Source organism: Microcoleus sp. D3_18_C2 (assembly GCF_036702395.1).
GTDB lineage: Bacteria > Cyanobacteriota > Cyanobacteriia > Cyanobacteriales > Microcoleaceae > Microcoleus.
In genome coordinates this window covers 34,339-60,128 of the sequence record NZ_JAUBTG010000038.1, presented here as the reverse complement: position 1 = coordinate 60,128, position 25,790 = coordinate 34,339, and the positions used below count along the sequence as shown (strand labels likewise).

At 47.7% G+C, this 25,790-nt stretch carries 18 protein-coding genes; 6 read left to right on the top strand and 12 right to left on the bottom strand.

Annotation, left to right across the window (positions count from 1 at the left end):
• Positions 1-377 precede the first annotated feature (377 nt).
• Positions 378-1,775 (bottom strand): amidase, encoded by a 1,398-nt coding sequence (locus QUA88_RS20545; protein ID WP_333057314.1) that lies wholly within the window; start codon positions 1,773-1,775, stop codon positions 378-380.
• A 305-nt stretch (positions 1,776-2,080) separates the two neighbouring features.
• On the opposite strand from QUA88_RS20545, the gene QUA88_RS20540 reads away from it, so the two are divergent.
• Positions 2,081-3,355 carry a type IV pilus twitching motility protein PilT gene (locus tag QUA88_RS20540; RefSeq protein WP_333233794.1) on the top strand — a complete coding sequence of 425 codons (1,275 nt, stop codon included), beginning with the start codon at positions 2,081-2,083 and terminating at the stop codon, positions 3,353-3,355.
• 75 nt (positions 3,356-3,430) lie between these two features.
• A complete protein-coding gene (locus QUA88_RS20535) occupies positions 3,431-4,231 on the top strand; it encodes a circadian clock KaiB family protein (protein ID WP_333057317.1) in 801 nt (266 codons plus the stop codon).
• Between the two features lie 289 nt (positions 4,232-4,520).
• On the opposite strand, the gene QUA88_RS20530 is transcribed toward QUA88_RS20535, so the two are convergent.
• Positions 4,521-6,161, bottom strand: a complete 1,641-nt coding sequence (locus QUA88_RS20530; protein WP_333273515.1) for a thioredoxin-like domain-containing protein — start codon at positions 6,159-6,161, stop codon at positions 4,521-4,523.
• Between the two features lie 110 nt (positions 6,162-6,271).
• Between QUA88_RS20530 and QUA88_RS20525 the strand changes: the two genes are divergently transcribed.
• Both QUA88_RS20525 and QUA88_RS20520 read left to right on the top strand, forming a co-directional pair.
• Positions 6,272-6,625, top strand: coding sequence for a helix-turn-helix transcriptional regulator (locus QUA88_RS20525; protein ID WP_333273512.1), 354 nt, complete (start codon positions 6,272-6,274; stop codon positions 6,623-6,625).
• On the top strand, positions 6,603-7,352 hold the full coding sequence (locus QUA88_RS20520; protein ID WP_333233786.1) for a hypothetical protein: 750 nt from the start codon (positions 6,603-6,605) through the stop codon (positions 7,350-7,352). Before QUA88_RS20525 ends, QUA88_RS20520 begins: the two co-directional genes overlap by 23 nt.
• Here QUA88_RS20520 and QUA88_RS20515 read toward each other — a convergent pair.
• The 10 genes from QUA88_RS20515 to QUA88_RS20470 form a co-directional block, all read right to left on the bottom strand.
• Complete coding sequence (locus tag QUA88_RS20515) at positions 7,315-8,472, bottom strand: DNA cytosine methyltransferase (RefSeq protein ID WP_333233787.1); 1,158 nt, start codon at positions 8,470-8,472, stop codon at positions 7,315-7,317. The genes QUA88_RS20520 and QUA88_RS20515 overlap by 38 nt on opposite strands.
• Before the next feature lie 139 nt (positions 8,473-8,611).
• On the bottom strand, positions 8,612-9,358 hold the full coding sequence (locus tag QUA88_RS20510) for an AvaI/BsoBI family type II restriction endonuclease (protein WP_333233788.1): 747 nt from the start codon (positions 9,356-9,358) through the stop codon (positions 8,612-8,614).
• Entirely contained in the window at positions 9,339-10,775 is a 1,437-nt protein-coding gene (locus QUA88_RS20505; RefSeq protein ID WP_333273507.1) for a site-specific DNA-methyltransferase, read from the bottom strand. The genes QUA88_RS20510 and QUA88_RS20505 overlap by 20 nt, the downstream gene beginning before the upstream one ends.
• A 119-nt stretch (positions 10,776-10,894) precedes the next feature.
• Positions 10,895-11,056, bottom strand: a complete 162-nt coding sequence (locus tag QUA88_RS20500; RefSeq protein ID WP_333211103.1) for a hypothetical protein — start codon at positions 11,054-11,056, stop codon at positions 10,895-10,897.
• A gap of 28 nt (positions 11,057-11,084) precedes the next feature.
• A complete protein-coding gene (gene rppB / locus QUA88_RS20495) occupies positions 11,085-12,416 on the bottom strand; it encodes a two-component system sensor histidine kinase RppB (RefSeq protein WP_333273503.1) in 1,332 nt (443 codons plus the stop codon).
• A 1-nt stretch (position 12,417) separates the two neighbouring features.
• Positions 12,418-13,131: a two-component system response regulator RppA gene (gene rppA / locus QUA88_RS20490; RefSeq protein WP_333259949.1), complete on the bottom strand. Its 714-nt coding sequence runs from the start codon at positions 13,129-13,131 to the stop codon at positions 12,418-12,420.
• Positions 13,132-13,372: 241 nt separating this feature from the next.
• Entirely contained in the window at positions 13,373-16,510 is a 3,138-nt protein-coding gene (locus QUA88_RS20485) for an efflux RND transporter permease subunit (protein WP_333273500.1), read from the bottom strand.
• 106 nt (positions 16,511-16,616) lie between these two features.
• Complete coding sequence (locus QUA88_RS20480) at positions 16,617-17,276, bottom strand: hypothetical protein (protein WP_333273497.1); 660 nt, start codon at positions 17,274-17,276, stop codon at positions 16,617-16,619.
• A gap of 391 nt (positions 17,277-17,667) precedes the next feature.
• A complete protein-coding gene (arsM, locus tag QUA88_RS20475) occupies positions 17,668-18,636 on the bottom strand; it encodes an arsenosugar biosynthesis arsenite methyltransferase ArsM (protein ID WP_333273494.1) in 969 nt (322 codons plus the stop codon).
• A 148-nt stretch (positions 18,637-18,784) separates the two neighbouring features.
• The gene (locus QUA88_RS20470; RefSeq protein WP_333259955.1) at positions 18,785-20,347 is read right to left on the bottom strand and encodes a hypothetical protein; all 1,563 of its coding nucleotides are present in this window, start codon (positions 20,345-20,347) and stop codon (positions 18,785-18,787) included.
• A gap of 645 nt (positions 20,348-20,992) precedes the next feature.
• Here QUA88_RS20470 and psaA point away from each other — a divergent pair.
• Positions 20,993-23,287 (top strand): photosystem I core protein PsaA, encoded by a 2,295-nt coding sequence (gene psaA / locus QUA88_RS20465; protein WP_333057330.1) that lies wholly within the window; start codon positions 20,993-20,995, stop codon positions 23,285-23,287.
• Between the two features lie 110 nt (positions 23,288-23,397).
• Complete coding sequence (gene psaB / locus QUA88_RS20460) at positions 23,398-25,626, top strand: photosystem I core protein PsaB (RefSeq protein WP_333057331.1); 2,229 nt, start codon at positions 23,398-23,400, stop codon at positions 25,624-25,626.
• Positions 25,627-25,790: the final 164 nt, after the last annotated feature.

The window sequence follows — 25,790 nt, the reverse complement described above, 5'->3', positions numbered from 1 at the left end:
TAAGTTAAGAGTTGGGATTCAATCAACTTTCAGCAAAACTTTTCATTATATCATAAAATTATTTTGCAAGAGGTCTAATGTATGTTACGTGTCAGTATATCAACTACGGCAAAAAACAACAATGCCATTCCATAAAGACAATAAATTTGGTTTTACCAGTGATGAGCCACTAGATAAAGATCCTGTGTGTTTCAAGGTGAAACCAGGAATCAAAGACAAATTGAAAGCAGTCCCCAACTGGCAGGAACGGCAAGCGAGAATATGTCGATCGGTTAATAGATGGACAAACGGAAAGCAATGGGTAGTTCTGTCCAGAAATTAGCGAACAGCTTCTAACCCCTAAAAAAGGGAAATGTGATTTTATCCCTTACTATTCCCTATTTAAAATCTAAAACGGGGAAAGGTTTCGCCGCTTCCATCTGCGCCGCTAAAGCAATTAAAGTTGCTTCCGCCGCCGGCCGCCCGATAATTTGAATTCCCACGGGCAAACCGTTGTTATCTAAAAGGGCAGGAAGTGCGATCGCAGGCAAACCGCTAGCATTAAACGGCGGACAAGGAGCTACCCAATTAATAATGTGCTGCAAAGTTTCTTCAAAACTCAAATCCGCCCACTCCCCAACCCGGATTGGCGAGTGCATATAAGTTGGCAAAACTAACACATCAAATTTTTCAAAGAATCCCACAATCCGCCGTGAAATCACCTGCATTTGATTCACCGCCCGCAAATATTCCCCAGCGGAAATAGTTCTTTCTAACAGCCAGCGATTCATCGGTTCCAAAGCAGGGCCTGGAATGCCACTTGCCGCCGCCCCAGACTGCCAAATTGCGATAAACGGTTCGATTAAACCCGTAAAATCCGGGCATCCAGGTTCGACATCATGACCCAAATCTGTCAATAATTTTACTGTTTCGAGTACCGCTTGCTGACAGATAGGCGCAGCCTCGCCCACAGGGGAAATACTGGTAGAAAACGCAATTCGCAGTTTGCCCGACTTTTGACGGGAAGCCTCTAGAAAAGTCGGATTTGAATCGGGTAGCCAGTACGGATCGCCTGTTGTGTAGCCTGACATCACATCCAAAAGTGCGGCGGCGTCAGCTACAGTGCGCGCCAGTGGGCCGTTGGCAGAAATGCCGCTGAGGTAATCTCCGACAGGTGCCCAGGAAACTCGCCCCCGCGACGGTTTAATGCCTACTAAACCGCAGCAGGAAGCTGGACCTCGAATCGAACCGCCGCCGTCTGAACCTTGGGCGATCGCGCACAAACCCGCTGCTACAGCCGCCGCTGAGCCTCCGCTGGAACCTCCGGGCGTATAGTCTAAATTCCAGGGATTGCGCGCGGGCGGGAAACCTTCTGGTTCGGTGTAAGGTAATGAGCCAATTTGAGAGGTGGCTGTTTTGCCCAGAATGTTAAATCCCGCTGCTTTGATCCGCCATACTACTGACTCGTCGTAGGCAGAGATGTTACCCTGCAAAGCCTGAGTGCCGTAGGTACACGGAACGCCGGTAACGGGTGTCAAGTCTTTAATGGCGATCGGCACTCCGAAAAAAGGTGGCAATTCCTGTGGCTTGTTTAACCCAGCTAGTTGTTCGGTTTGAGATTTAGCTAGGGCGATCGCCCGATCGGCCGTTACAGTAAAATAACTGCCCAGCTCAGGGTTTAATCGCTCAATGCGTTCCAAGTACAGATTGACAATTTCTAAAGGCGACACTTCCAGCGTGCGGATCGACTCCGCCAACTCCAAAGCTGGAGTAAAAGCCCGATCGACAGAATTCATCCGTTTAAGTCCTTAATAGTTGGGCAAAGTATAATTTAATACTTTTAAATTGTGGCAAAGTCTTTTGATTAAGAAATTTATCCAAAAAAGTCAAAAATCCATATTTGATCATATATCGAGAGTGATGACATCCTCCAATTGGCACAATAGTTCCTTAGTAGTGCAGCACTACGACCCCCTCTTGGGATAGACTGAGAACAACAGTTAAGCTTTTGTGCAAGACGCGCACAATGGCGATCGGCATTGTTCAACTCCCACAAATCATCTGTTCGAGTCAGCCTTCTCACCAACTTAAGGTAGCGCATATGACACAACAGCATCCGCCCGCTCCTCGCCCGCCCGTACCCGGAGCCCCCCCACCACCCGGAATGCCCCGCCCTCCTGCTCCCGGAATGCCCCCCAGAGCAGCAGGAATGCCACCAGCACCGCCACCGGCACCAGCACCAGCAGCGCCACCGGCACCAGCACCAGCCTCGCAATCCTTCGCCACACCTAAAAGCCAGAGTTCTAGCAGCGGCGGATCTCCGACTTTGAAAGAGCTAGTCATGCGAGCCAAAGAAGAAGGAGTATCCGACCTTCACCTCGGAGTAAACGAAGTTCCCCGCTTCCGCACGCGGGGCGAGATTGCCGACATCGGCTATCCACCGACGGATTTAGATACGTTTTTTGGCTGGTTGCGGGAGTGCATGAGCGATGAAGAAATTGAAATTTTCCAAAAAACCCTAGACTTTGACGGCGCTTTCGACTTCGGGTTCGTCCGCATTCGGATCAGTTGCATGGACTCCTTGGCCGGCCCGGCAATGGTGCTGCGGCTAATTCCTGCCAAAATCTTGACAATGGAGGAATTGAAACTGCCGGAGGTATTTAGGAAAATATGTGGCTACCACAAAGGGCTGATTTTGGTGACAGGGCCGACAGGTTCGGGTAAGTCTACCACCTTGGCCGCGATGATCGACTACATCAATAAGAATAAAGCCTACAACATCATCACGATCGAAGACCCGGTAGAATTCGTACACGAAAGCAAAAAATCATTGATTAAGCACCGGGAAGTCGGCAGGCACACCCTCAAGTTTATGAGCGCTCTCAAAGGCGCTCTGCGACAAGACCCCGATATGCTGCTAGTAGGAGAAATTCGGGACAGAGAGACGGTGGAAATCGCCCTCAAAGCCTCTCAAACCGGTCACTTAGTTGCAGGAACCCTGCACACCAACAGTGCGGTTAAAACCCTGAACCGGATTCTTGATATGTTCGGGGCGGAAGAACAGGATGCCATACGGGTTTCAATTTCCGAATCCCTAGTGGCGATTATTGCTCAACTGCTGTGCAAAACCACAGACGGCAAGCGGGCTGCTTTCCACGACGTGATGATCAATACCGACGTGGTTAAGGAATACATTATGAAGGGGCAGAATGAGGAAATCAATCAAATCATGATCAAAGATACTTATGAAGGCATGACGACGATGAATAAGTCGCTCTACGGTCTTTATCAAGAAGGTCGGATTACTGAAGAACTTTGTGTAGAGAACTCGCCGTTCCCGAACGAAATGGCTCAGATGCTGCGAGGTCGAGTCTAAAGGTCGAGTGTTAACAGTTAACAGTTAACAGTTAACAGTTAACAGTTAACTGTTAACTTTTATTGGTGTACTGAATTGAAAGTCGATCGCCCTATTTTGCCAGAATTTTTCAAAGGCATTGCGCTGTTTACACCAGGGGGAGACTTAATCTATTGCATAGACCCCCACAAGCAAACTCGGTGGCATTTGCAGTTGTGCGTAGCTCTACAGGAGATCCTCGGTTTGTCGGAACCGCCGCATTTTCTGATACCTTGCTACACGGCAACCATTGACTGCTGGCTCGATCCAGGCGATCGGCAGGTGCGGGTTGCTGCCGAGGCTTACCCCCCCGTGCTGCGACATCAAACGCTGCTGAACGCCATTTTTGGGACTGGCGACTTAGTGTGGCATCCCCGCAGCGAAGAAATGTGCGAACCGATGGCAATCGCTACTTATCACGAACAATTCCCCGAACTTTGGGAAAATCACGACTTAGTTGTACAGTATGCCAGCCCCGAAGCTCGATCGGACTGGAGCAATTCCATAGTAACTCCCTTGGGCTTTCCGCAATCGCAGCAGACTCGGCTTCCCAAACCAACAGCACTCACCCCACCGCCACAAACTCAAGGGTACGTTTTGCGTCTGTTTGTTTCCGGCAGCAACCCCAGCACCGAACGCACTCTCGAAACTTTACACCAGTTCTTAGAGAAATGCCTCGATCGTCCCTACACTTTAAAAGTAATTGATGTTTTGAAACATCCAGACCAAGCTGAGGCAGATCAGATTTCAGCAACTCCTACTTTGATTAAAATCTGGCCGAAACCCGTGCGACGGATTGTCGGCGAATTGAACGATAATGAAAAAATAGTGCGGCTGCTGAGCTATTCGGAATTTTAGATTGGGGCGAGGATTTTTGCGATTATTTAATACGGGCGATCGCGGGTTAACTCACCATTGAATTAACCACATAAGACTTATGCACGATTGTTTAGAAACCGGGTTTTTTTACGAAAAGACCTGTTGTAGGCCGCAGATTCGGTAAAAAAACCGGTTTCTGCGTGCTAGGTTAACTTACTTGGCTTGAAAATTGTGGTAAGGTGCGCCGAATAGCACCCTACTTTAACACAATCAATCTGGCAATCACGAGAATTGAGAACCCTGCCTGAAGTAAAAAAGGTCGATCGACTTAATCAGGAAGACAAACATCCGGGGCGCACAAACTGGGGAAATCCAAAGTTGTGACTTCCAGCGTATCCAACTCAACTCTGCGAATTACATGATTGTTCGTATCAGCAACAAACAAATGAGGCCCGATCGCACTCAACCCTGAAGGTTCAAAAAATCGAGCCTTGAGACCTTTAGCATCAACCAAACCTGCTTTACCATCTCCAATCATTGTTCTGCACGTACCGCCCCGGTGGTCGATCCGCTTAATTTTGTGATTGTAAGTATCAGCCACCCATAGGTAATTTTGAGCGTATTCCACACCCAAACAGTGCTGCAACCTTACCTCCTCAGCGCGACCATCTTTATCCCCAAAACCAAACAATTCACCGCTACCGCAGACTGTACGCACCTTCGGGTCTTCATCAATACCCACAGCGCGAATCGAACTAATTTCGCTGTCAGCAACAAACAACTCCGATCGATCCGTAGACAGGCCACTGGGCTGAGAAAAAGCAGATTCTGCAAGATTCCCGTCAACACAGGATTCTCGGCCAATACCTGCATAAGTGGCGATCGTGCCAGTGTCTAACTGCATTTCCCAAATTTGGTGGGAACCCGCCATTGCAATAAAAAGCCTATTTCCAACTCTTTCTAAATCCCAAGGCGAATTCAATTGCGTTTCTAAAGCCTTGCCACTGCGGGGTGAAATTTCGTGACTTTGTTCGCCCGTACCAGCAACAGTTTCTACCCGTTGAGTCGTAAAATCAATCTTTCTGAGAGCATGATTTTCCGTATCAGCAACATATAGAATCTGACTTTCTGCATCAAAAGCCATACCTTGAGGTGCAAAAAACTCAGCCTCTTCAAACTCCCCATCAGTTAAACCCGGTTTACCGCTACCGATAACGTGCAGCACCTCACCTTCGAGGGTGCTGACAACAATCCTATTGTGGCCGGAATCGGCAATAAATAAGCAAGAACCCACTAAGTTTTGTATGACTGAATTAGCCGGCCCTGGCAATACAGTTTCATCTACAGATTCATTTTCCTGACTCATTTCGCCCAAAAGCGCAACCTGTTGGTGAAGATGTTTTGCCTCCGTTGCACCGATCGCAAATGCCAGCACTTTACCGGGAAAAGCCAGCGGTGTTGATACAGGTTTGCGCTGTTTTTCTAAGGTAAAACGCAGTTCTTTAAAATTAAGCGCATTTTTATCTTTGTATTCAGCAATTAACTTGCCAACTAACTCGTCAAGTGCTTCTCTATTGCCTTCGCCGGAAACAAAGCCAACGACATAACTTTCAGGATCGATCACCATTAAAGTCGGCCAAGCGCGAACCGCGTAGCTTTGCCAAACTTTCATGCCGCTGTCAACGATTACGGGATGTTCGATATCGTAGCGGAGGATAGCTTGGCGGATGTTTTCTACTTCTTTTTCGTTTTCAAATTTAGCCGAGTGAACGCCGATAACCGTGAGGGAATCTTTATATTTTTGTTCGAGGTATTTTAAGTCGGGGAGGACGTGCAAGCAGTTGATGCAGCAGTACGTCCAGAAGTCAAGGAGGACGACGCGCCCTTTTAAGGATTCAATGGATAAAGGTTTTTCGGTGTTCAGCCACGGGTAGTTTCCGGGGAATTCTGGTGCTCTGACGCGAGGCATGGCATCTCCTGGGTAGGATGTGAATGATTTTTTTACTTCTTTAATTTAGCGGGAAGTTTGGCAGGATGGGAAGAAAGCTGATTAAACCAAGGTTTTTGGAGACAGCCAAGATGCCATTGCCACCAGAGGGGGGCGAGTTCAGTGCTCATATCGCCACATTGAATACTTTAGTCTGTAGAACTTTTGTATTCAAAACCTTACTATTTCTCTCTATGCAGCCTAGCAAACTAGACCAAACTTTAGGACTAGAAATACAACGTCGTCGCATAGAGAAACGTTGGTCACAAGAATATCTGGCAGAAGTCACAGGTCTGCACAGAACCTATATCAGCCAGCTTGAGCGAGGGCTGAAAAGTCCATCTGTTAGAGTTCTTAGTCACATAACAAATGCTCTGGACATAACAATGGGTGAATTTTTACGAGTTGTAGAGGAACACTTGAGTGCTGACGGAAAACGAGATTGAAAGATTGAGGCAAGCCATTATTGCTACCATTGCATCTCCAGTTATAGGCTCGATAGAGGATTATACTTGGGAAGCTATTTTTCATTATGTCAAGCATATTCCTTTATCAGATCCAGCATTAGGACGTAGCAAACTCCTCTATGATGCTGTTGACACCACGACGGCAACTGGTTGGTCACTCAAATCTCTTCAACTGAATAGTCTTACTGTTGTAAATACATTTTTGTTTGTCATTCAGAGAGCAGATGTTATCAAAAAGGCTGCCCAACTTGGTTTTCCTGGTTTGACGGAACAATCCTCACCTGCTGAACTCGGAGCAGCTATTGTTCAGCATTGGAACGAGAAAATTATATCGAGTCAAGCAGCACAGGGCATTACCAATAGCTATGAAGGCATACTGCTGAAAACCATTAGAGGATATGAATATATTTACTGTGAATTCCCTCTTACTCCACTTGACCCAAATGCTTTTTCTTGGGCTTGGACAGTTGATAGAGTTACTGGAAGACCGGGAGCAGGCCTACAAGGCAATGTTGCAGGTAAGCTAGAGTTAGTTTGGTACAAGAATCAAAAGCAACTTTTTAGAGCTAGAACCATTCCTCCAGAAGCAGTTCACATTAGGGTTCAGCGAACTCGTATTACACTTGATCGATATGTGCAAACTGTTCTCTCAGCTTTGCAAGATCAACTCAGTACACAGTCTTTGGACAGTGAACTTGGAGAATAGATGCAGCTATTGCTTTACCTAGAAGTGGGGGTACTGATTCTCCGATTTGAGAAGCCATATCAGTGTATGTTCCGAGAAAGTTAAAGTTATCGGGGTAAGAGTGCAATCTTGCAGCTTCACGGATTGTAATTGTCCGATTTTGGGTTGGATGAAAAAACCTGCCAGATCCGGGATGGAAAACCCACCTTGTGATAGTTCTTGCTGGTTTATCCCAGTAAAGCCTTCCATATGCACCGCTATAGTGCTTTTTAGGAGCTAATTCTGGTGGCAAGTCTCTAGCATCTTGCCCTTCACTAAGAAGACGCACTCTTGACATTTGAATGGGGCTCAAAGCACGAGCAACGTGATTGAAAAGTTTCGTACTTCCATTACGTATCATTGCTTGGTACGCAGTTTGGGGTGGAAAAGGATAAACTTCAGCATTATATTCCTCTCCTGCGTTCAATGACGGCAAATCTCCAATCGCATCTCTAACTGTGACGACTGAAGAAATGTTTGATGTTAAGAGACTAAGTTGGTAACAAGATTTAGTAGCTCTGTAATCGCTTCTAATGTCGCCAGCGTGTGTAGGTTCAGGGAATTGAAGTGGTTTATCTAAACTAGCCAGGAAAAAAGCCCTTGATCTGGTCTGCGGTACTCCATAATGCGCGGAGTTTAGTGATCCATAAGTGACTTTATAACCTTGCGACTCAAGTTGCTGTGTAATTTCATTCTTAACTACACCACCATAAGCTTTCAAGATTTCAGGTACGTTCTCCATAACAACGTAAAGGGGTCTAAATTCCTGTACGAATTCTAAAAATGTCCGATATAACTGATTGCGAGAGTCGCTGAGGTAGCGATAGTCAGCAGGAATATTTCTTGAAAATCCTTGGCATGGGGGGCCACCTATCAACGCTGTTAGTTCCTCTCTCTGCAAACCCAAACATAATCGCAAATCCAAAGGATTGAGCTCACGTATATCCTGATGAACAATTCTGGTGTTTGGGTAATTATGCTTATAGGTCGCTAGAGCTTTCGCATCCACCTCGATCGCACATAAAGATTCAAAACCAGCCAGGTGAAATCCTGTAGTCAAGCCACCCGCGCCAGAAAATAAGTCAATGATCTTATATGTCATAATCGAATACTATAGTATTAGGAAGCTATTGTCAACCAACTTCAGCAATTGGTGTCTCTTGCTTCTCCTAAATTTTAGGCTTGCTTTTCCCTGCAATTATTTGCCAAAATAAGCAACACACCGTTAATTTTATACAGATTCATTTTAATGCAATAACATAAGGTGCCACGATAGATGGCTCAATTGCGCTGGATTTATTAGCTACCAACTCCGTCGGGGCAAGATTAAATAAACACAAATCCACATTGCTCCTGACAAGTGGAACAGTTAGGTTATAAATCAATGTGCGATTGCCTAACTCGCTCTCCCAACTTATCCCACGTAAAGATAATTCAATTTCTGTGTCATCATTTGTCATGGCTATCCACTTTTTTGTCTTTGAGTCTTGCCAATAATATCTCTTACTAGCAATTGTGAGAGTCGAGAGGATAGCACGAGTTAGTTTTCTTTGTGCCAATACTCCGCCAACATTACGCATGGAGCCACCAAGCGTGTCACCACGAGTCAGTAGAAATCTAAACACCAATTCCTCCACAAAATTTGTGCCTGCTGGCTCAAGAAAATTCCTGATTAGACCATTGATAGCTTCACTCTTATCCTTTGGCATCAAATGAGCAAGAGACTTGTCAGATAATCCTGCAGCAGTCAACAATCCCATTTCAATGCCCTTAACATTTAACAAATCAGCAGGACTCGCAGCTTGACCCGCAGCTTCTTGAAGTGCTCTTGCTTGGGCGAGGTAAGGGGTAGCGCGTCGATTTTTTTCAAGGGCAAGTGCAACAAAACCCGCACGAGTGTCTTCATAGGTTGTGACAAGATCGTCACTGGATTGAAGGTGGTTACGATAAGCACACATAGGTATCCAGTTATTGTTTTTTCCATACATAAACGCACTTCCTCAAAGGAGCGCGTCCATAGTTTCCCATCTGTTGACTACTATTCCCCTTATCACCTGGTAAAACGAGAATATTTTCCGTAATAAAGCCGAGTTTTTCAGCGAAATCAGAAAGAATCAGGTCCACTGAAATACTTATACCTGCGTAGCGCACATTGTCATTAACCATAAACAAAAATGCCCCTGGTTTAAGGATACGAAAGCTTTCTTGTATTACGCAAGCCATTTCATAGAAATATCCTCTTACCATTCTTGGTATACCATTGTTGTTCAATATACCCTGTGACTTTTGGCTGTCCAAATATCTTAAGATAGCCTGCAAGAGAGTTTGCGAATTAGCAATACTTAAAGCTCCTTCCCAAGCCGGATTGATAGCCAATAAATCTTTGGGGTGATTCTCAACCGTACAACTTAGCATTTCCTGACGCAGATTAATTAATTCCTTTTCAGAAATTCCTAGTAAAGCTAGCTCTAGTGCATAGGTGCGAGTATAGTCATATCGATTGCAGTAGGGTGGAGATGTGATGATTGCATCGTAGGTAGAGTCCGGCAAATCGGGCATTATCTTCAGACAAGAACCTTGATGCAAATTAATTTTGCCTTGTTGATGATTCTGAGTTTGAAAAAGCTCAAGTTGTTGTGTAGGAGGTTCTAAGTCGTTAACAAGTTCATTAAATTTTTGGGTAATAGCTTGACTGAACTCAAGAACCTCACCTTTATTGAAGGACTTCTTTGACGTGCCATGACCCGAACGGTAATCCCAACGAAGATACTGTCCATCTTTGCGTGTATAGCTTACGGATTCTAAAACACACAGTAAAGTCAAGACTAAAACTGATTGAACCTTGGTATTTTCTTGATAACAAGCTCCAAGATATTGCTCAATTTCTATTTTAGTTTCTTCGGAGTAAGCCCCTTTAGTAATTCTCAATTCTGGCAGAGTGACAGGGTTTTCAAATTTTTTCCATATTTGCAAATTAAACCATGTCTTTAGCCGCTGAAAATCATCAATAGTGAAGGCAGTGTCTAAAAGAATTTTGGTATTAATTATATGTTGACCAATAGGTAATAATTCAATGCCCTCACCATCTATTCCCAAGTCGCTAGCAGCAAATAAAGCAGTTCCACTACCTGTAAAAGGATCTAAAATCTTGCCTTGAATGACTTGATATTGTTGGAATAAGAACTCTACCAGAGAAGCGGAGAAAGCTTCCTTATACTTGTACCACCTATAAATGGGTCTAGTTTTGTTAGCCTGAAAACTAACCAAAAGTCGGGTAAGCGAGGGCTGGACTACAAACTTGTCTTGAAAGCGATCGTGTAATTGCCTGTCAAGGTTATCAATCTCTCCCAGAAAGTCACTTTCCACTTCAGAGGCGATGTTGGAGATGCTTGACATATTTACCATGACTACAAATTATTAAATAACTAACTGTCGATCGTAGTATACCAGTATCTCCAATCAAAGAACGGGCAGATGTCGCTACCCTTGTAAATTCTCTCTGACGAACCAGAGAATTAACCGCTTCAGAAATTATCCCCTCTGGCTGAACCCCAATTTTCTCCTTGGTTTTCCCGGCTGTTATTTTCCAGCATCACCAATACACCGTTAATTTTATTCTGCTCGATCGCACTTGCGATCGAGTTAACCCACAGCTTGATATTCGGCAGTTCCCCTTGCAAAGGCAATCTTGACGCGATCGCAGTAATATTGTTCTCATTTGAGTGGTAGACGGATTGTAAATGTACTGCCTTTTCCTAACTCACTCTGGACTTGAATGCTGCCTTGATGAGCCACTGCGATCGCACTTGCAATCGATAGGCCTAATCCAGCACCACCCGTGGCTCTAGAACGATCGCTCTGCACTCGGTAGAAACGATCGAAAATCCGCGTTTGCTCGGCTGGGTTGATACCAACACCTGTATCTTGAACTTGAATTATGGCTTCCTTGTCGGTGCAATCGAGGATGGCAAGGATTAGCCCTCCTGGGGGAGTGTAGTTAATCGCATTGGTAATTAAGTTTGTCACCATCCCGTAAAGTTGGGCTTCATCCCCAAGAATTACAACGGCTCGCGAAGCACGAATTTCTAACTTCAATTCCACCTCAGCCACCATGGCTAAACCTGCAAGTTCTTCTACTAAATCGCCAATCAGATAATTGAAACAGCAATGCTGCAATTGAGTCGGAATCTGTTGTTGCTCAAGTCTACAAATAAACAATAAATCTTTCACTAACCTAGAAAGGCGGATGTTTTGTCGTTCGATAATATCGAGGTTTTGACTAACCTCCGGTAAATCTTCAGCCAGACGAGTATCCTCAACAGTAGCCTGAATGACAGCCAGAGGCGTTCGCAATTCATGAGCGGCATCGGAGGTGAATTGTTGCATCTGGAGATAGGACTGATAAATTGGTCGCATCGCTAATCCAGATAACCACCAACTAGCTCCTCCCACTAGCAGCATGACCAAGGGTAAGCCTAAAAAGAGCAACAATCGCAAGGTGTTAAGATAGGCATCCCATTCTTTGAGCGATCGTCCAATTTGCATATAACCCCAAAACAAACCGTCGTTTGTTCGCAGCAATACAGAAATTTGATAAAATCGATCGCCATTAGAAAGATGCAGAATTTGCCAAAACTCTTTTGGTGCAAAGTTTTCTAATACATCCGGCTGCTCTCCAACCTTTGCTAATATTTCCCCAGATTGGTCTAAAAAGCGGAGATAATATCCCTCCTGCTGAAACACCCTAGCAGTATGTCGCGCCCCGTCATTGCCTGAAGAGTAACAGTTTTCATTCCACAGACACAAACCGGGCAAAATAGTTTTCAAGCTGGATGAAAGCTGTCCCGGTTGTTGTAATTGTGGTTCGATAGTGTCATGCAGCGTTCCGGCTAAGGACTGTAGTTTTTGCTGGAGAATGTATCGCTGCGTGTGAAACACAACCTGATAGACTGCAACACCGCAGATACCTAACAACAACCCAATGACGATCGCGTACCAACCTGCAAGTTGCCAGCGGGTGCGGTTAAATAGTTTGTTGGAGTGCATATTACTTGTTCAAGCGATACCCGAATCCATGAACCGTTTCAATCATTCCGTCACAGTCATAATCTGCCAGCTTGCGGCGCAACAGACGAATTCTAGCAGCAACTACATTGCTCATCGGGTCAGTATCCACATCCCACAGCCGAGTCAAAAGTCGATCGCGCGAGAGGATTTGATTCGGATGCTGCATGAAATATTCCAGTAACCGAAACTCATTAGCCGTCAGAGGAATCACCGTTTGCTGTCCTCTGTCATTCGTAGTGCAGATAATTGATTTAGTATAGTCAAGCAGCAATCGCCCCACCTCAAGCTGGGCAGGATTGAAATATGGCGACTGTTCTGGAGACAAACTCCGTCCCCGTCGCTGGAGAGCTCGCAACCGGGCTAACAATTCTGCTTTAATGAACGGTTTCATCAGATAGTCATCAGCACCCGCATCTAGCCCTGCCACCATATCCTCTGTTCGATCTTTTGCCGTCAACATCAAAACGGGTAAAGGATTATTCTGCTGGCGCAAGCGTTGGCATAGTTCGACGCCAGAGATTTCCGGTAGCAACCAGTCAAAAATGGCAACCGTGTACTCGATCCATTGGTCTTCCAGATAGTTCCAAGCAGTTGTGCCATCTTGCACCCAATCCACCAGGTACTTTTCTCGGCTCAAGGTGCGTTGCACGATCGCACCCAAATCGGGTTCGTCTTCCGCCAGCAGAATTCTCATTTTATCGCTACCTAGTCCGATACTTTTTTGCTAACAAACATATACGAATTCTCGAAATTTATCCAACATTTTGGATCGGAATGATTTAACCGCAGAGAGCGCAGAGAACACAGAGAGGATAGAGAGATGAATACAGGACGATGTTACCGGATTTGATATCATATTGTTTCCGGTTGCATCGGTATTGTTTAAACAGTTAACAGTTAACAGTTAACTGTTAACTGTTAATTGTTAATTGTTATTAGCCTACTTCTTTGGTTGGTGTCTGCTCAATGCCATAGTTTCTCAGATCGGGCACTTTCATCACCCGTTTAGGCATCAGATACTTCCCAAATCGAGCATACAATGCAGGTAGAACCACTAGGGTGAGAGCAGTTGAGGTAAAGAGTCCGCCGAGGACAACGATCGCCAAAGGCTGCAACAATTCCTTACCAGCGCCACCGCTTAAAACCAGGGGAATCATCCCCAATGCCGAGGTGAGTGCTGTCATCAGAATCGCCAGCAACCGTTCCATCGAGCCTTCGACAATGACTTTGGGAAGCGGCATTCCTTGTGCCAGTTTGGTGTTGTAGTTGTCTACGAGCAGCAATCCATTGCGCGTCGCTACGCCAAACAGCGTCACAAAGCCCACCATTGACGGAACTGAGATAACGCCGCCCGTTAGCAGCACGGAGATGACACCGCCAACCAGTGCTAATGGTAAATTGATCATCACCATCAGCATCGCAGGAACGGATTTCACGGTGAAGTACATCAATACAGCGATCGCTAGCACTGCTAATATTCCGAAAATTAGGAAGTTTTGAGCAGCGCGTTGTTCTGACTCATACTGTCCGCCGTACTGAATATAGTAGCCTTGGGGCAGTTGCACTGATTGCTTTACCTTGGCACGAATGTCACCGACGACCGACGCAACATCGCGTCCCTGTACGTTGGCTGACACTACAATTAAACGCGAGACGTTTTCCCGGTTAATCGTATTGGGCCCATTGCCAAACTCAACCTTTGCCACTTGCGAAAGCGGGATAATTTGACCTGTTGGGGCATTAATTTGAAGGTTGCGAATCGTGTTGAGATTGCGACGGGCTGATTCGTTGACCCAAACCAACACATCGACCAACTGTTGACCATCGGGCACTTGAGCAACCACGCGACCATTCAGGGCTGTTTCCGTGAAATCGGACAATTGGGCGATCGTCAATCCGTAGCGAGCGGCTGCATCTCGGTTAAATTGAATTTGTACTTGACGGATCGGTATTTGGGGCTCAAGCTGAAGGTCTACCAATCCCTTCACGTCTTTCATTGTCGTTTCGATTTGTTCTCCTATGCGGCGTAGTTCTTGTAAATCGTTGCCGAATACTTTAATGGCGATCGCACTCCTGACCCCCGACAACACTTCATCCATTCTGTGACTGATAAATCCACCGACATTGGTGGCAACTCCCGGAAACTGACCCAATGCCTCCCGCAAGGCTTGAATCGAGGCAGGACGGTTTTGCATCGCAGCTTCACTCAGTTCCACGTCTAAGTGTGCCAAGTTCACCGATGCCGCATCCGGGTCGCCCGGAGCACGCCCCGATCGCAGTTGTACTGATTCAAATCGGGGGTCCTCCTTAAGGGCATTTTGAATCGCTAAGCCAACGCGATTGGTTGCTTCGAGTGAGGAACCCGGATACAGGGCGATCGCATTCATCAGCGATCGTTCCTGGAATGTTGGCAGAAAATCCCGTCCTAACGTCGGCACAATCAGCATGGCCGCTACCATTGAGGCTGTTGCCATTCCTAAAATTAAGCTAGAGCGACGCATCGCCAACTGTAGCAACGGATGGTAAACTCGCTTGGAAAACAGTGCTAGGAAAGGTTCTGTTGTCTGCATCCGGCTGTGGGGCAGCAGAATGGCACACAATGCAGGGGAGATTACTAGGGATTCCAGGCTGGAGATGACAACCACCACCAGATAGGCAATGCCCATGGGGGTGAAGATCCGCCCCTCTACCCCAGAGAGTGTGAAAATCGGTGAAAAGACAATAATGCCAATTAACGTGGCTCCAATCAGCGACTCGCGCACTTCCTGAGAACCCTCAAAAATAATCTCCAGTGGTGGCTGGGGATTGGGCGAGAGGCGATTTTCCCGTAAGCGGCGATCGGTATTTTCGCAGTAGACGATCGCATCATCCACTGCTGTCCCGATCGCCACTACCAATCCGCCGAGGGTCATGGTGTTGAGTTCCAGCCCGATCCAGGAACACACTAACAGCGAGAACAGTAGCGAGAGAAAGAAATCCAGCAAACAGATGGTGAGGGTGCGCCAGTTCATCAGAAAGGGAATCAGGATGGCTGCGACAATCAAACTGCCTTCGATCAACGCCGATCGCACATTACCAACTGAGGCATCAATGTAGGCATCTTGCCGGAAAGTGACATTCGCCTTCACATCCTTGGGTAAACCTGGTTTAATTTCCTCCATCGCCTCGATGATGGCTTGGGTGACGGTGGGACTATCCACCAAAGGTTGCTTGTTGACCATCACGACCACAGCCCGTTTAGTATTCCAACTGGCATCGCCTCGCTGGAGTGCAGCCCCAATCTTCACCTCTGCCACATCCCGCAGTAGAATCGCTTTTCCTTCCTGCACCTTGACGACCGCTTTTTGCAAATCTTCGATGTTCTGGATTTGTCCCTCGCCTCGAATCACCAATTCACGTTCGGGGTCAATCAACAATCCACCGGCGGTTTTGGCATTTGCCTCGTTTGTCGCCTTGACGACTTCCTGAAGGGAAACCTTCAACGCTTGGAGTTTTTCAGGATTCGCAATCACCTGAAACTGCTGCAAATCTCCGCCGTAAACCAGCACTTGCGATACGCCGGGAACTGCCAACAAGCGATTGTTGACTTTGCCATCCACCAAACGCCGCACTTCCATGATCGATGTAGTGTCAGACGTGAACGCATATTGAATCACCGTCCCGATGGGGGGAGCTAGGGGCGATATCTGCGGTGTACCAATTCCTTCGGGTAATCGGTCTTGCGCGTCCTGCAATCGCTCTGCCACGAGTTGACGAGCTTGATAGGGGTCAGTTCCCCACTTAAACACCACCCGCAATACAGAAATTCCTACGGCTGAGGAGGTACGGACGACTTCAACTCCTGGTGTTCCGTTGACCGCACTTTCTAGCGGTAAAGTCACCAACGATTCGACCGCTTCCGGGGCTAGACCGGGGGCTTCTGTCTGTACTTCTACTTGAGGGGGCGCAAAGTTGGGCAACACGTCGAGGGGCATTCGACTTACAGTATACAGGCTCCAGATGGTCAGGGCGAGCGCCCCGATCACCACTAACCATCGTTGAGCAATAGACCATTTGGGGATGACGTTTAACATAAGGATGAAATTTGGATAGCATTAGGCAAGTTTTTAGGAGACGGAGTAAAGAGATTTACTCCGTCGCGATCGACTGTTACCAAAAATCTTGGTTTTTGAATGTCTATTAGTCCTTGCCTTTTAACCCAAAGAGGGCGAATCCACCCATCAGTAAAACTCCTGCGCCTGCTACCCACATCAAAGGTGACGATCCTTGAGCAGGCTGCGCTTCTGCTGGCAATGTAGCGGCCGATGCTTGCGTTTCTGCAGGCGATGTAGCGGGTGATGCTTGCGTTTCTGCCTGCGATGTAGCGGGTGATGCCTGCGTTTGGGCCGGAGGTTTACCTCGCAATGCCTCGGAGTACAAAAGCGTTGCCCCCTGCATCACAATCTGATTTCCCGGAACTAAATTGCCTTCTTTAATTTCCACCACATCTCCAGAGTCGGTACCAGCCTGAACCGAGATGGGTTTGTATGTCGTTCCCTCTTGGATGTAGACGAGCTTTTGCCCATTGGCATCAATCAAACTGGTGCTGGGAATTTTTAGAATACCTCCATCGGTCGTGGGGGCGATCGCCTCTGTCTTAATTCCCAATGCGGTTGCTTTACTGGCATCGACCTCGATCGGCTGCATAATCTTCGCCGCATCGCCACCTGCAAACTCGTTGTCATGCCCAACGTGCGCCAGCACCGGGGCCGAAGCCGTGCACAAAACTAATCCCAAAACAAAACTAGACCCGTAACGGACGATCGATAATGAACTTGAATTTAAAGATTTCGATAGCATGGAAATTTCCTCCTCACATTTAGCGAACGGGGGTGATGAAGACAGCCACTCCTCTCAAGAGCAATCTATTCCTTACTTCAGAGTTGTGAACCTTCTCCCGCTAGGATGTCAGGGGGAAATAAAAATTTGATGAAAATTTGAGGCGAAGTCTAAAATTAGAGACCTCTAAGCTGTTGCGGCCTTTAAATTGTATGTCAAAAAAAATCAAAGTCTTGTGGGGAGTAGGGTTGGGCGTCCCGCCCGCCCTGAATATACAATTCAAATGCGCGACAGCTTATACCATTGCTCACTAACATGAGGTGAAAAGAGGGCATAGGAAGCGCCCACACCTCACTTCTTTGAGAAATGCTCTATTCCCCAAAGATTACAGCCACATTATTCCGAAATAAATCTAACAGCAACCGCCACCGTTATAATGCCAAGTCGAATCAGTAATTAACACCTTATCCGGCATCAATCCCCCCAACTTCCCAGCAGTTTTATCGCAGACAGCCGCCGGAACTCCCCGCTGCAAAACGTGACCTGCCCCGTCATCAAACAGCTCTTCAGACCCCGTATAAATCGCCGTCTTGCCAGTAAAAATGCAAGCTCCGTCATCCGGTACATCCACTTTGAAAGACACCGAATCCAGGCTTTCTAACAGCAAATCCGCATCCAATTGATAATTGTGTTTGTCCAGCAATCGGTAAGGACGGCGCGCCCGCACTTCGACTTGCCCAAAACCAACGTCTACAAGGTGTTGAACGTATTCTGCGTATGTCAAAGCGCCGGACAAACACAGGGCTCGCAAGCGTTGGTCTTCCTTCAAATGCTGCGGAATGGGGCGAGTTGCGATCGGATCGCTCATCAACAATCTGCCGCCCGGTTTTAACACCCGATAGGTTTCTTTTAATGCCTTAGCTAAATCCGCCGGTTCAAAGATATTAAACAAGCAGTTTTGGGCGACAACATCTACAGAAGCATCCGGCACCGGCAAGGCAAAAGCATCGCCTTCACAAATTTCCACAAAACTCGGATCGAACCAATCATTTTCGTGGGCGGCTATTTCCAAGTTTCGTGCAGCCGCATCTCGCATTGCTGGAACTGGATCGACGGCAATAACCGCTCCTTTGTGTCTAGAAAAATACGCAAATTGTAGTGCTTCTAAGCCGCCGCCGACGCCTACATAAAGCACGAAGGGATTGCCTACAAGTTCGGCGGCGTGAACGGTTGTGCCGCAGCCGTAATTCATTTCTTGCATTTGTTCGGGAATTTTTAATCCTGGCAATTGCAAGGGGCTGCTTTGGACGCAGCAAAGTCCGATTTGGGGGGTTTCGGCAACATCGCTGTAGAATTTGGCTGCTGTTTCGAGGTAGGTCATTTTTTAGTGTCCTAATTTTTGATTTTTGACCGCAGATTGATCGCGGGCGGGACGCCCATGCCACGAAGCCCAGAAAGTTTTTGTTAGGTGGCAAATTCGACTGGATCGCGGGCGGGACGCCCATGCCACGAAGCCCAGAAAGTTTTTGTTAGGTGGCAAATTCGACTTTTTGTTCGGATTTTGGCTGATTTTTGGGTTCGGAAACTGTTGGTTCGGGAGGGGCTAATTCGCTGGTTGGCTGGCTAGCAGTTTCAGCGGCAACTGGTGGCGTTGGCGGTACAAGATTGGGAGACTGTTCTGGTATCGCGGGAGCGACTACTTTTGGTACTGGAGCTTTTTCTGTTATTTCTGGCAGGGCTGGTGGCTCTGAATGATTAGCAGGTTGGGGTTCTTGATGCAGGAAGTTGCGGAACCGATTGTAGTATCCTTTATATTCCTGTTTTTTTGTTTGGGGAGATTCTGTTGGGGTCGGTTCTATTATTTGAACTGGTTCTAAAATTTTAGGGGTTTCTAACTGTGGAGTTGCTGTCGGTGTCGGTTCTATTACTGGAATTGGTTCTACAATTTTCGGCGCTTCTAACTGTGGAGTTGCTGTTGGTGTCGGTTCTATTGCTTGAATGGGAGCAACTTCGGGAGCGACTGTGGGCTCTAAGTTCGGTTGGGTAACAGGGGTTTCTGGAAGCGTGGGTGAGGGTTGGACAACTGGTGTTTTTTCTAATGCAGGTGTCGGTGTCGGTTCGGGGGTTGGGGTTGGTGTGGGAGCGGGGGCTTGGTAGGTACGATCGACTATACCGCGAGTTTCTGCTGCTGTTAGTTCGCCCCGCACTAATTTTGAAAGAGGCTCTTGGCCGAGCGGTTGGAAATTTATCAGTCTGACTGTATTATTAAAGGCGTTTTTGACGATATTTCCCCGTTCGTCAATTAATTCTAGCTGTACCCAGTTTTTCCCTGGTTTGAATCCTTTAAGATATATAGGTTGCCACTGGTCGATCGCAAAGCTTTGGCCGTTGACTGTGGCTCGAATTTTCCAATCGAGTATTTCATCTTGGAAATTTTCTTGCGCCACTTCGTGCGGGGGGGCATTTGTCAAGTAAAAGTCGAGCAGGATGGGTTCTGCCCCGTAGCTGCCTTGGGGGCTGTTGTACGTTAATAGGGGCAATTTTCGATCGGGATTATTGTCGTCTGTTTTGGTAAAAACGTGAAAGGTGGTTTGAGCCACCGCACCTTCGTTTTTAAAGCTTTCTTCCCAAGGGCGGGCGGCGAACACCTGCAGGGTATGGGTTCCCGGATCTAAGTCGGAAAGCGTTAAAGGTTGGTTGATGTCGTAAACTGCTGCATAAGGTTGGTTGTCTAATAAAACTTGCAGATGGGGGCCCAAACCCAAGTTTGCATCTTTGAAAATGGGCAAGTCCTTCACTTGGAACTCAACAGATACATTTATATCCTGAAGCACTTCGTCAGGTTTTGGATTCAAAATACTAATTTGAGGCTGGTAGATTTCTAGAGCCTGACGCAGTTGTTGAATGGCTTCTGGGGGAGAAACCTCTGAGATTCTGTTTACTGGGGCGGTAGCTGAGCCGCTCTTGTTCCCTGGTTTGGGCAATTCGGGATGGCCCGCGCCACAACTTGCTAAACCCAAAATTAATACTGCTACTGCGAACAATGCCAGCAGCCTGCCCGCAACCGTTCTGTGCCAATTGATCCCAATCACGCAACCATACTCCTAGAAGCCTTCTCATAGGGAACTATAGCCCAAAAATGAATTTAGTATTGGGGAATTGCCGGCTTTGGAATTCCCAAGCCGCGTAGGAACCCGGATTGAGGCAGCAGCGGGCAACCCATCGTCTCCTACTTTTAATTGCTGTAGCCTTTTTCCCAAACATATATCTACAAATGAGTATTCCTAAATTACCTTATCTTTGAGTTTTGTAAAGTTAATGGCAGTACCCCTTGACTTTTTAGAGCGACTGTGGGATTTAAAGGCGTTATTACATCAAGAATAGAGGCTTTTTTAAGTATTGTTAACAAGCGATTAATACTCCTCTAGCAAGCTTATAATTCATAAAACTCCCTCAAAAGGAGCAGCCGTATCAAGTCTGAATCAAGGAGGCGATCGGCGGCTCCAGATAGCGAGAAGAGTTGGCAGTACCCAGTCACATTGTTAGCGACACTGGGAAACTGGCTTCTTCACAGAAGCAAAATGCTTGGGGAGACGATGCACCTGCGTCTAGCTCTGCAAAGAGTAAAGTGCAGTGAAGTGTCGGCTTTTTCGAGAATCCCCCGCCTAATCAAGCGTGGGGAGTGTCCGGTACAGTGTTCAGTTCTCGTTCCTTGTCTTACCGAGAGGAGAGTCTTCATGACCATTAGTCCTCCAGAGCGAGAGGTAAAAGCTAGGGTAGTAGTCGATAAAAATCCGGTTCCAACTTCTTTCGAGAAGTGGTCAAAACCCGGTCATTTTGATCGCACTCTAGCTAAGGGGCCAAAAACCACCACTTGGATTTGGAACCTCCACGCTAACGCTCACGACTTTGACAGTCATACAAGTGACTTAGAAGACGTTTCGCGCAAAATCTTTAGCGCTCACTTCGGCCACTTGGCAGTAATCTTCGTATGGTTGAGCGGCGCATATTTCCACGGCGCTAAATTTTCCAATTACGAAGCTTGGCTGACAAATCCTACAGCCATCAAGCCCAGCGCTCAAGTGGTCTGGCCGATTTTTGGTCAAGAAATTTTAAATGCAGATGTAGGCGGCGGCTTTCACGGGATTCAGATCACCTCTGGTCTATTCCAACTGTGGCGCGCCAACGGCATCACTAACTCATACCAGCTATATTGCACTGCGATCGGCGCCCTGGTAATGGCAGCTTTGATGCTGTTTGCCGGTTGGTTCCACTATCACGTCCGCGCTCCGAAACTGGAATGGTTCCAGAACGTGGAATCGATGATGAACCACCACTTGGCAGTTTTGTTAGGCTGCGGGTGCTTGGGCTTCGCAGGACAACAAATTCACGTGGCTCTGCCGATCAATGCTTGCATGGACGCGATCGATGCAGGTGCACCGCTGACAGTCGGCGGTAAGCTGATCAAAACAGTTGCCGACATCCCCCTGCCGCACGAGTGGATTTTGACACCGGGCTTGATGGCTGACATCTACCCGAGTTTCGCTAAAGGTTTAACCCCCTTCTTCACCCTCAACTGGGGCGCATATACAGACTTCCTGACCTTCAAAGGCGGTCTGAACCCCACCACAGGCGGTTTGTGGCTGACTGATACAGCACACCACCACTTAGCTTTGGCAGTGCTATTCATCGTCGCTGGTCATATGTACCGGACGAACTGGGGCATCGGCCACAGCATGAAAGAAATCCTAGAGAACCACAAAGGCCCCTTCACTGGTGAAGGTCACAAAGGTCTCTACGAAATCCTGACTAATTCTTGGCACGCGCAACTGTCGATTAACTTGGCACTGATGGGCTCTTTGAGCATCATCGTCGCCCAACATATGTACGCGATGCCTCCGTATCCGTACATCGCGACCGACTACCCGACTCAGCTATCCCTGTTCACCCACCACATGTGGATTGGCGGATTCCTGATTGTTGGAGCAGCCGCTCACGGAGCAATCTTCATGGTTCGGGATTACGATCCCGCTGGAAATGTCAACAACTTGTTGGATCGCGTGATCCGTCATAGAGATGCGATCATTTCCCACCTGAACTGGGTTTGTATATTCTTGGGCTTCCACAGCTTCGGTTTGTACGTTCACAACGACACGATGCGGGCTTTCGGTCGTCCTCAAGATTTGTTCTCGGATACCGGGATTCAGTTGCGTCCGATATTTGCCCAGTGGGTGCAAAACATCCACGCTTTGGCTCCGGGCACAACAGCGCCTAATGCTACGGAAATCGTTAGCCATGCTTTTGGCGGCGGTGCAGTAGTAGTCGCCGGCAAAGTAGCGATGATGCCGATCGAGTTGGGTACGGCGGATTTCATGATCCACCACATCCACGCTTTCACCATTCACGTTACAGTCCTGATTCTTTTGAAAGGCGTGTTGTTTGCACGCAGTTCTCGCTTGGTTCCTGACAAAGGCAACTTGGGCTTCCGGTTCCCTTGCGACGGCCCCGGCCGTGGCGGCACCTGCCAAGTTTCTGGTTGGGATCACGTGTTCCTAGGCTTGTTCTGGATGTACAACTGCATCTCGATCGTGATTTTCCACTTTAGCTGGAAAATGCAGTCGGACGTGTGGGGAACAGTATCGCCAGACGGCACAATTTCTCACATTACCGGTGGCAACTTCGCACAAAGTGCAATCACGATTAACGGCTGGCTGCGGGACTTCCTTTGGGCGCAAGCTTCTCAGGTGATTCAGTCCTACGGTTCGGCACTGTCGGCCTACGGTCTGATGTTCCTAGCTGGACACTTCGTCTTCGCCTTCAGCTTGATGTTCCTGTTCAGCGGCCGCGGCTACTGGCAAGAACTGATTGAGTCGATTGTTTGGGCTCACAACAAGCTTAAGGTAGCTCCGTCGATTCAGCCTCGCGCTCTGAGCATTATTCAGGGTCGGGCTGTGGGTGTAGCTCACTACCTCCTAGGAGGAATTGTCACTACGTGGGCATTTTTCCTAGCGCGAATCATTTCGGTAGGGTAAACTACCCCTAGGTTTTGGATTCTCGATTTGGGAGGAATCTCAAATCGAGAATCCAAACTCCGAACCGAATCCCTTCAATTTTGTTCAGGATTCAGGATTAATCAAGGCTTATGGCAACGAAATTTCCAAAATTTAGCCAAGACCTTGCCCAAGACCCGACCACACGGCGGATCTGGTACGGGATTGCCACAGCACACGACTTTGAAAGCCACGATGGCATGACCGAAGAAAATCTTTACCAAAAGATTTTTGCTTCTCACTTCGGCCACCTAGCAATCATTTTCTTGTGGACATCGGGCAGCCTGTTCCACGTAGCATGGCAAGGTAACTTTGAACAGTGGATTAAAGACCCTCTAAACGTCCGCCCGATCGCTCACGCGATTTGGGACCCGCAATTCGGCGCTCCTGCAGTAGAAGCTTTCACTCAAGGGGGCGCTTCTAACCCGGTGGATATCTCTTACTCTGGTGTCTACCATTGGTGGTTCACCCAAGGGATTCGGACAAACGCCGACCTGTATCAAGGAGCTATCTTCTTGCTACTACTGGCGGCTGTCTTCCTGTTCGCAGGTTGGTTGCACCTCCAGCCCAAGTACCGCCCCAGCTTGTCTTGGTTCAAAAATGCTGAATCTCGCCTCAACCACCACTTGGCTGGTTTGTTCGGTGTCAGCTCTTTGGCTTGGACTGGTCACATGGTTCACGTTGCTATCCCCGAATCTCGCGGACAGCACGTAGGTTGGGACAACTTCTTGTCTACCCCACCTCACCCGGCCGGTTTGGCTCCGTTCTTCAGTGGTAACTGGGGCGTATACGCCGAGAATCCAGATGCAGCGAACCATGTCTTCGGTACTTCCGAAGGCGCTGGAACCGCAATTCTGACTTTCTTGGGTGGCTTCCACCCTCAAACAGAATCCCTGTGGCTGACAGACATCGCTCACCACCACTTGGCGATCGCAGTTCTGTTTATCGTTGCCGGTCATATGTACCGGACTAACTTCGGTATCGGTCACAGCATCAAAGAGATGTTGGATTCTAAGGCTGGTTTGGTCGGCGGCAAGAGTGAAGGACAGTTCAACTTGCCTCACCAAGGCTTGTATGAAACCTACAACAACTCGCTGCACTTCCAACTGGCATTTCACCTCGCTGCTTTGGGTGTAATTACCTCCTTGGTAGCACAGCATATGTACGCGATGCCTCCCTACGCTTTTATAGGTAAGGACTTCACGACTCAGGCTGCGCTTTACACTCACCACCAGTACATTGCTGGATTTATCATGGTCGGCGCTTTCGCCCACGGAGCTATCTTCTTGGTGCGGGACTACGATCCTGAAGCAAACAAAGGCAACGTGCTCGATCGCGTGTTGCAGCACAAAGAAGCGATTATCTCTCACTTGAGCTGGGTGTCGCTGTTCTTGGGCTTCCACACTCTCGGCTTGTACGTTCACAATGACGTTGTAGTTGCTTTCGGAACTCCTGAAAAGCAAATCTTGATTGAACCAGTGTTCGCACAGTTCATCCAAGCTGCTCACGGAAAAGCTCTCTACGGCATGGACGTGCTGTTGTCTAACCCTGACAGCATTGCTTCTACCGCTTGGCCCAACTACGGCAACGTATGGCTCCCAGGCTGGTTGGATGCGATTAACAGCGGTACTAATTCTCTGTTCTTGGCGATCGGACCTGGCGATTTCTTGGTTCACCACGCGATCGCACTAGGCTTGCACACCACCACCTTGATCTTGGTCAAGGGCGCTCTGGATGCACGCGGTTCTAAGCTGATGCCGGACAAAAAAGACTTCGGTTATGCTTTCCCTTGCGACGGCCCCGGCCGTGGCGGTACTTGCGACATCTCTGCTTGGGACGCGATGTACCTGTCTGTATTCTGGATGTTGAACACCCTAGCTTGGGTAACGTTCTACTGGCACTGGAAGCACCTGGGCATCTGGCAAGGTAACGTGGCTCAGTTCAATGAGTCTTCTACCTACCTGATGGGCTGGTTCCGCGATTACCTCTGGCTGTATTCTTCTCAGTTGATCAACGGTTACAACCCGTATGGTACTAACAACTTGTCAGTCTGGGCTTGGATGTTCTTATTCGGACACCTCGTTTGGGCAACTGGTTTCATGTTCCTGATCTCTTGGAGAGGTTACTGGCAAGAGTTGATCGAGACTTTGGTTTGGGCTCACGAGCGCACTCCTTTGGCTAACTTGGTTCGCTGGAAAGACAAGCCTGTTGCTTTGTCGATCGTCCAAGGTCGTTTGGTTGGCTTAGTTCACTTTACTGTGGGCAACGTCCTCACTTACGCGGCCTTTGTAATTGCCTCGACGGCCGGGAAATTCGGATAATTCCGAAGTCTGGTTTTGTAGGTAATTAAATCAAATCCCCTGCCTTCTGGCGGGGGATTTTTTTGTATATGTTGTTTAACTGAAGCTGTTAATCAGGAATCTCAGGGCGATCGATCCTCTAAACCTCATTGTGGGTAATAATAGAGAAAAGCCTGAGTCTTCAA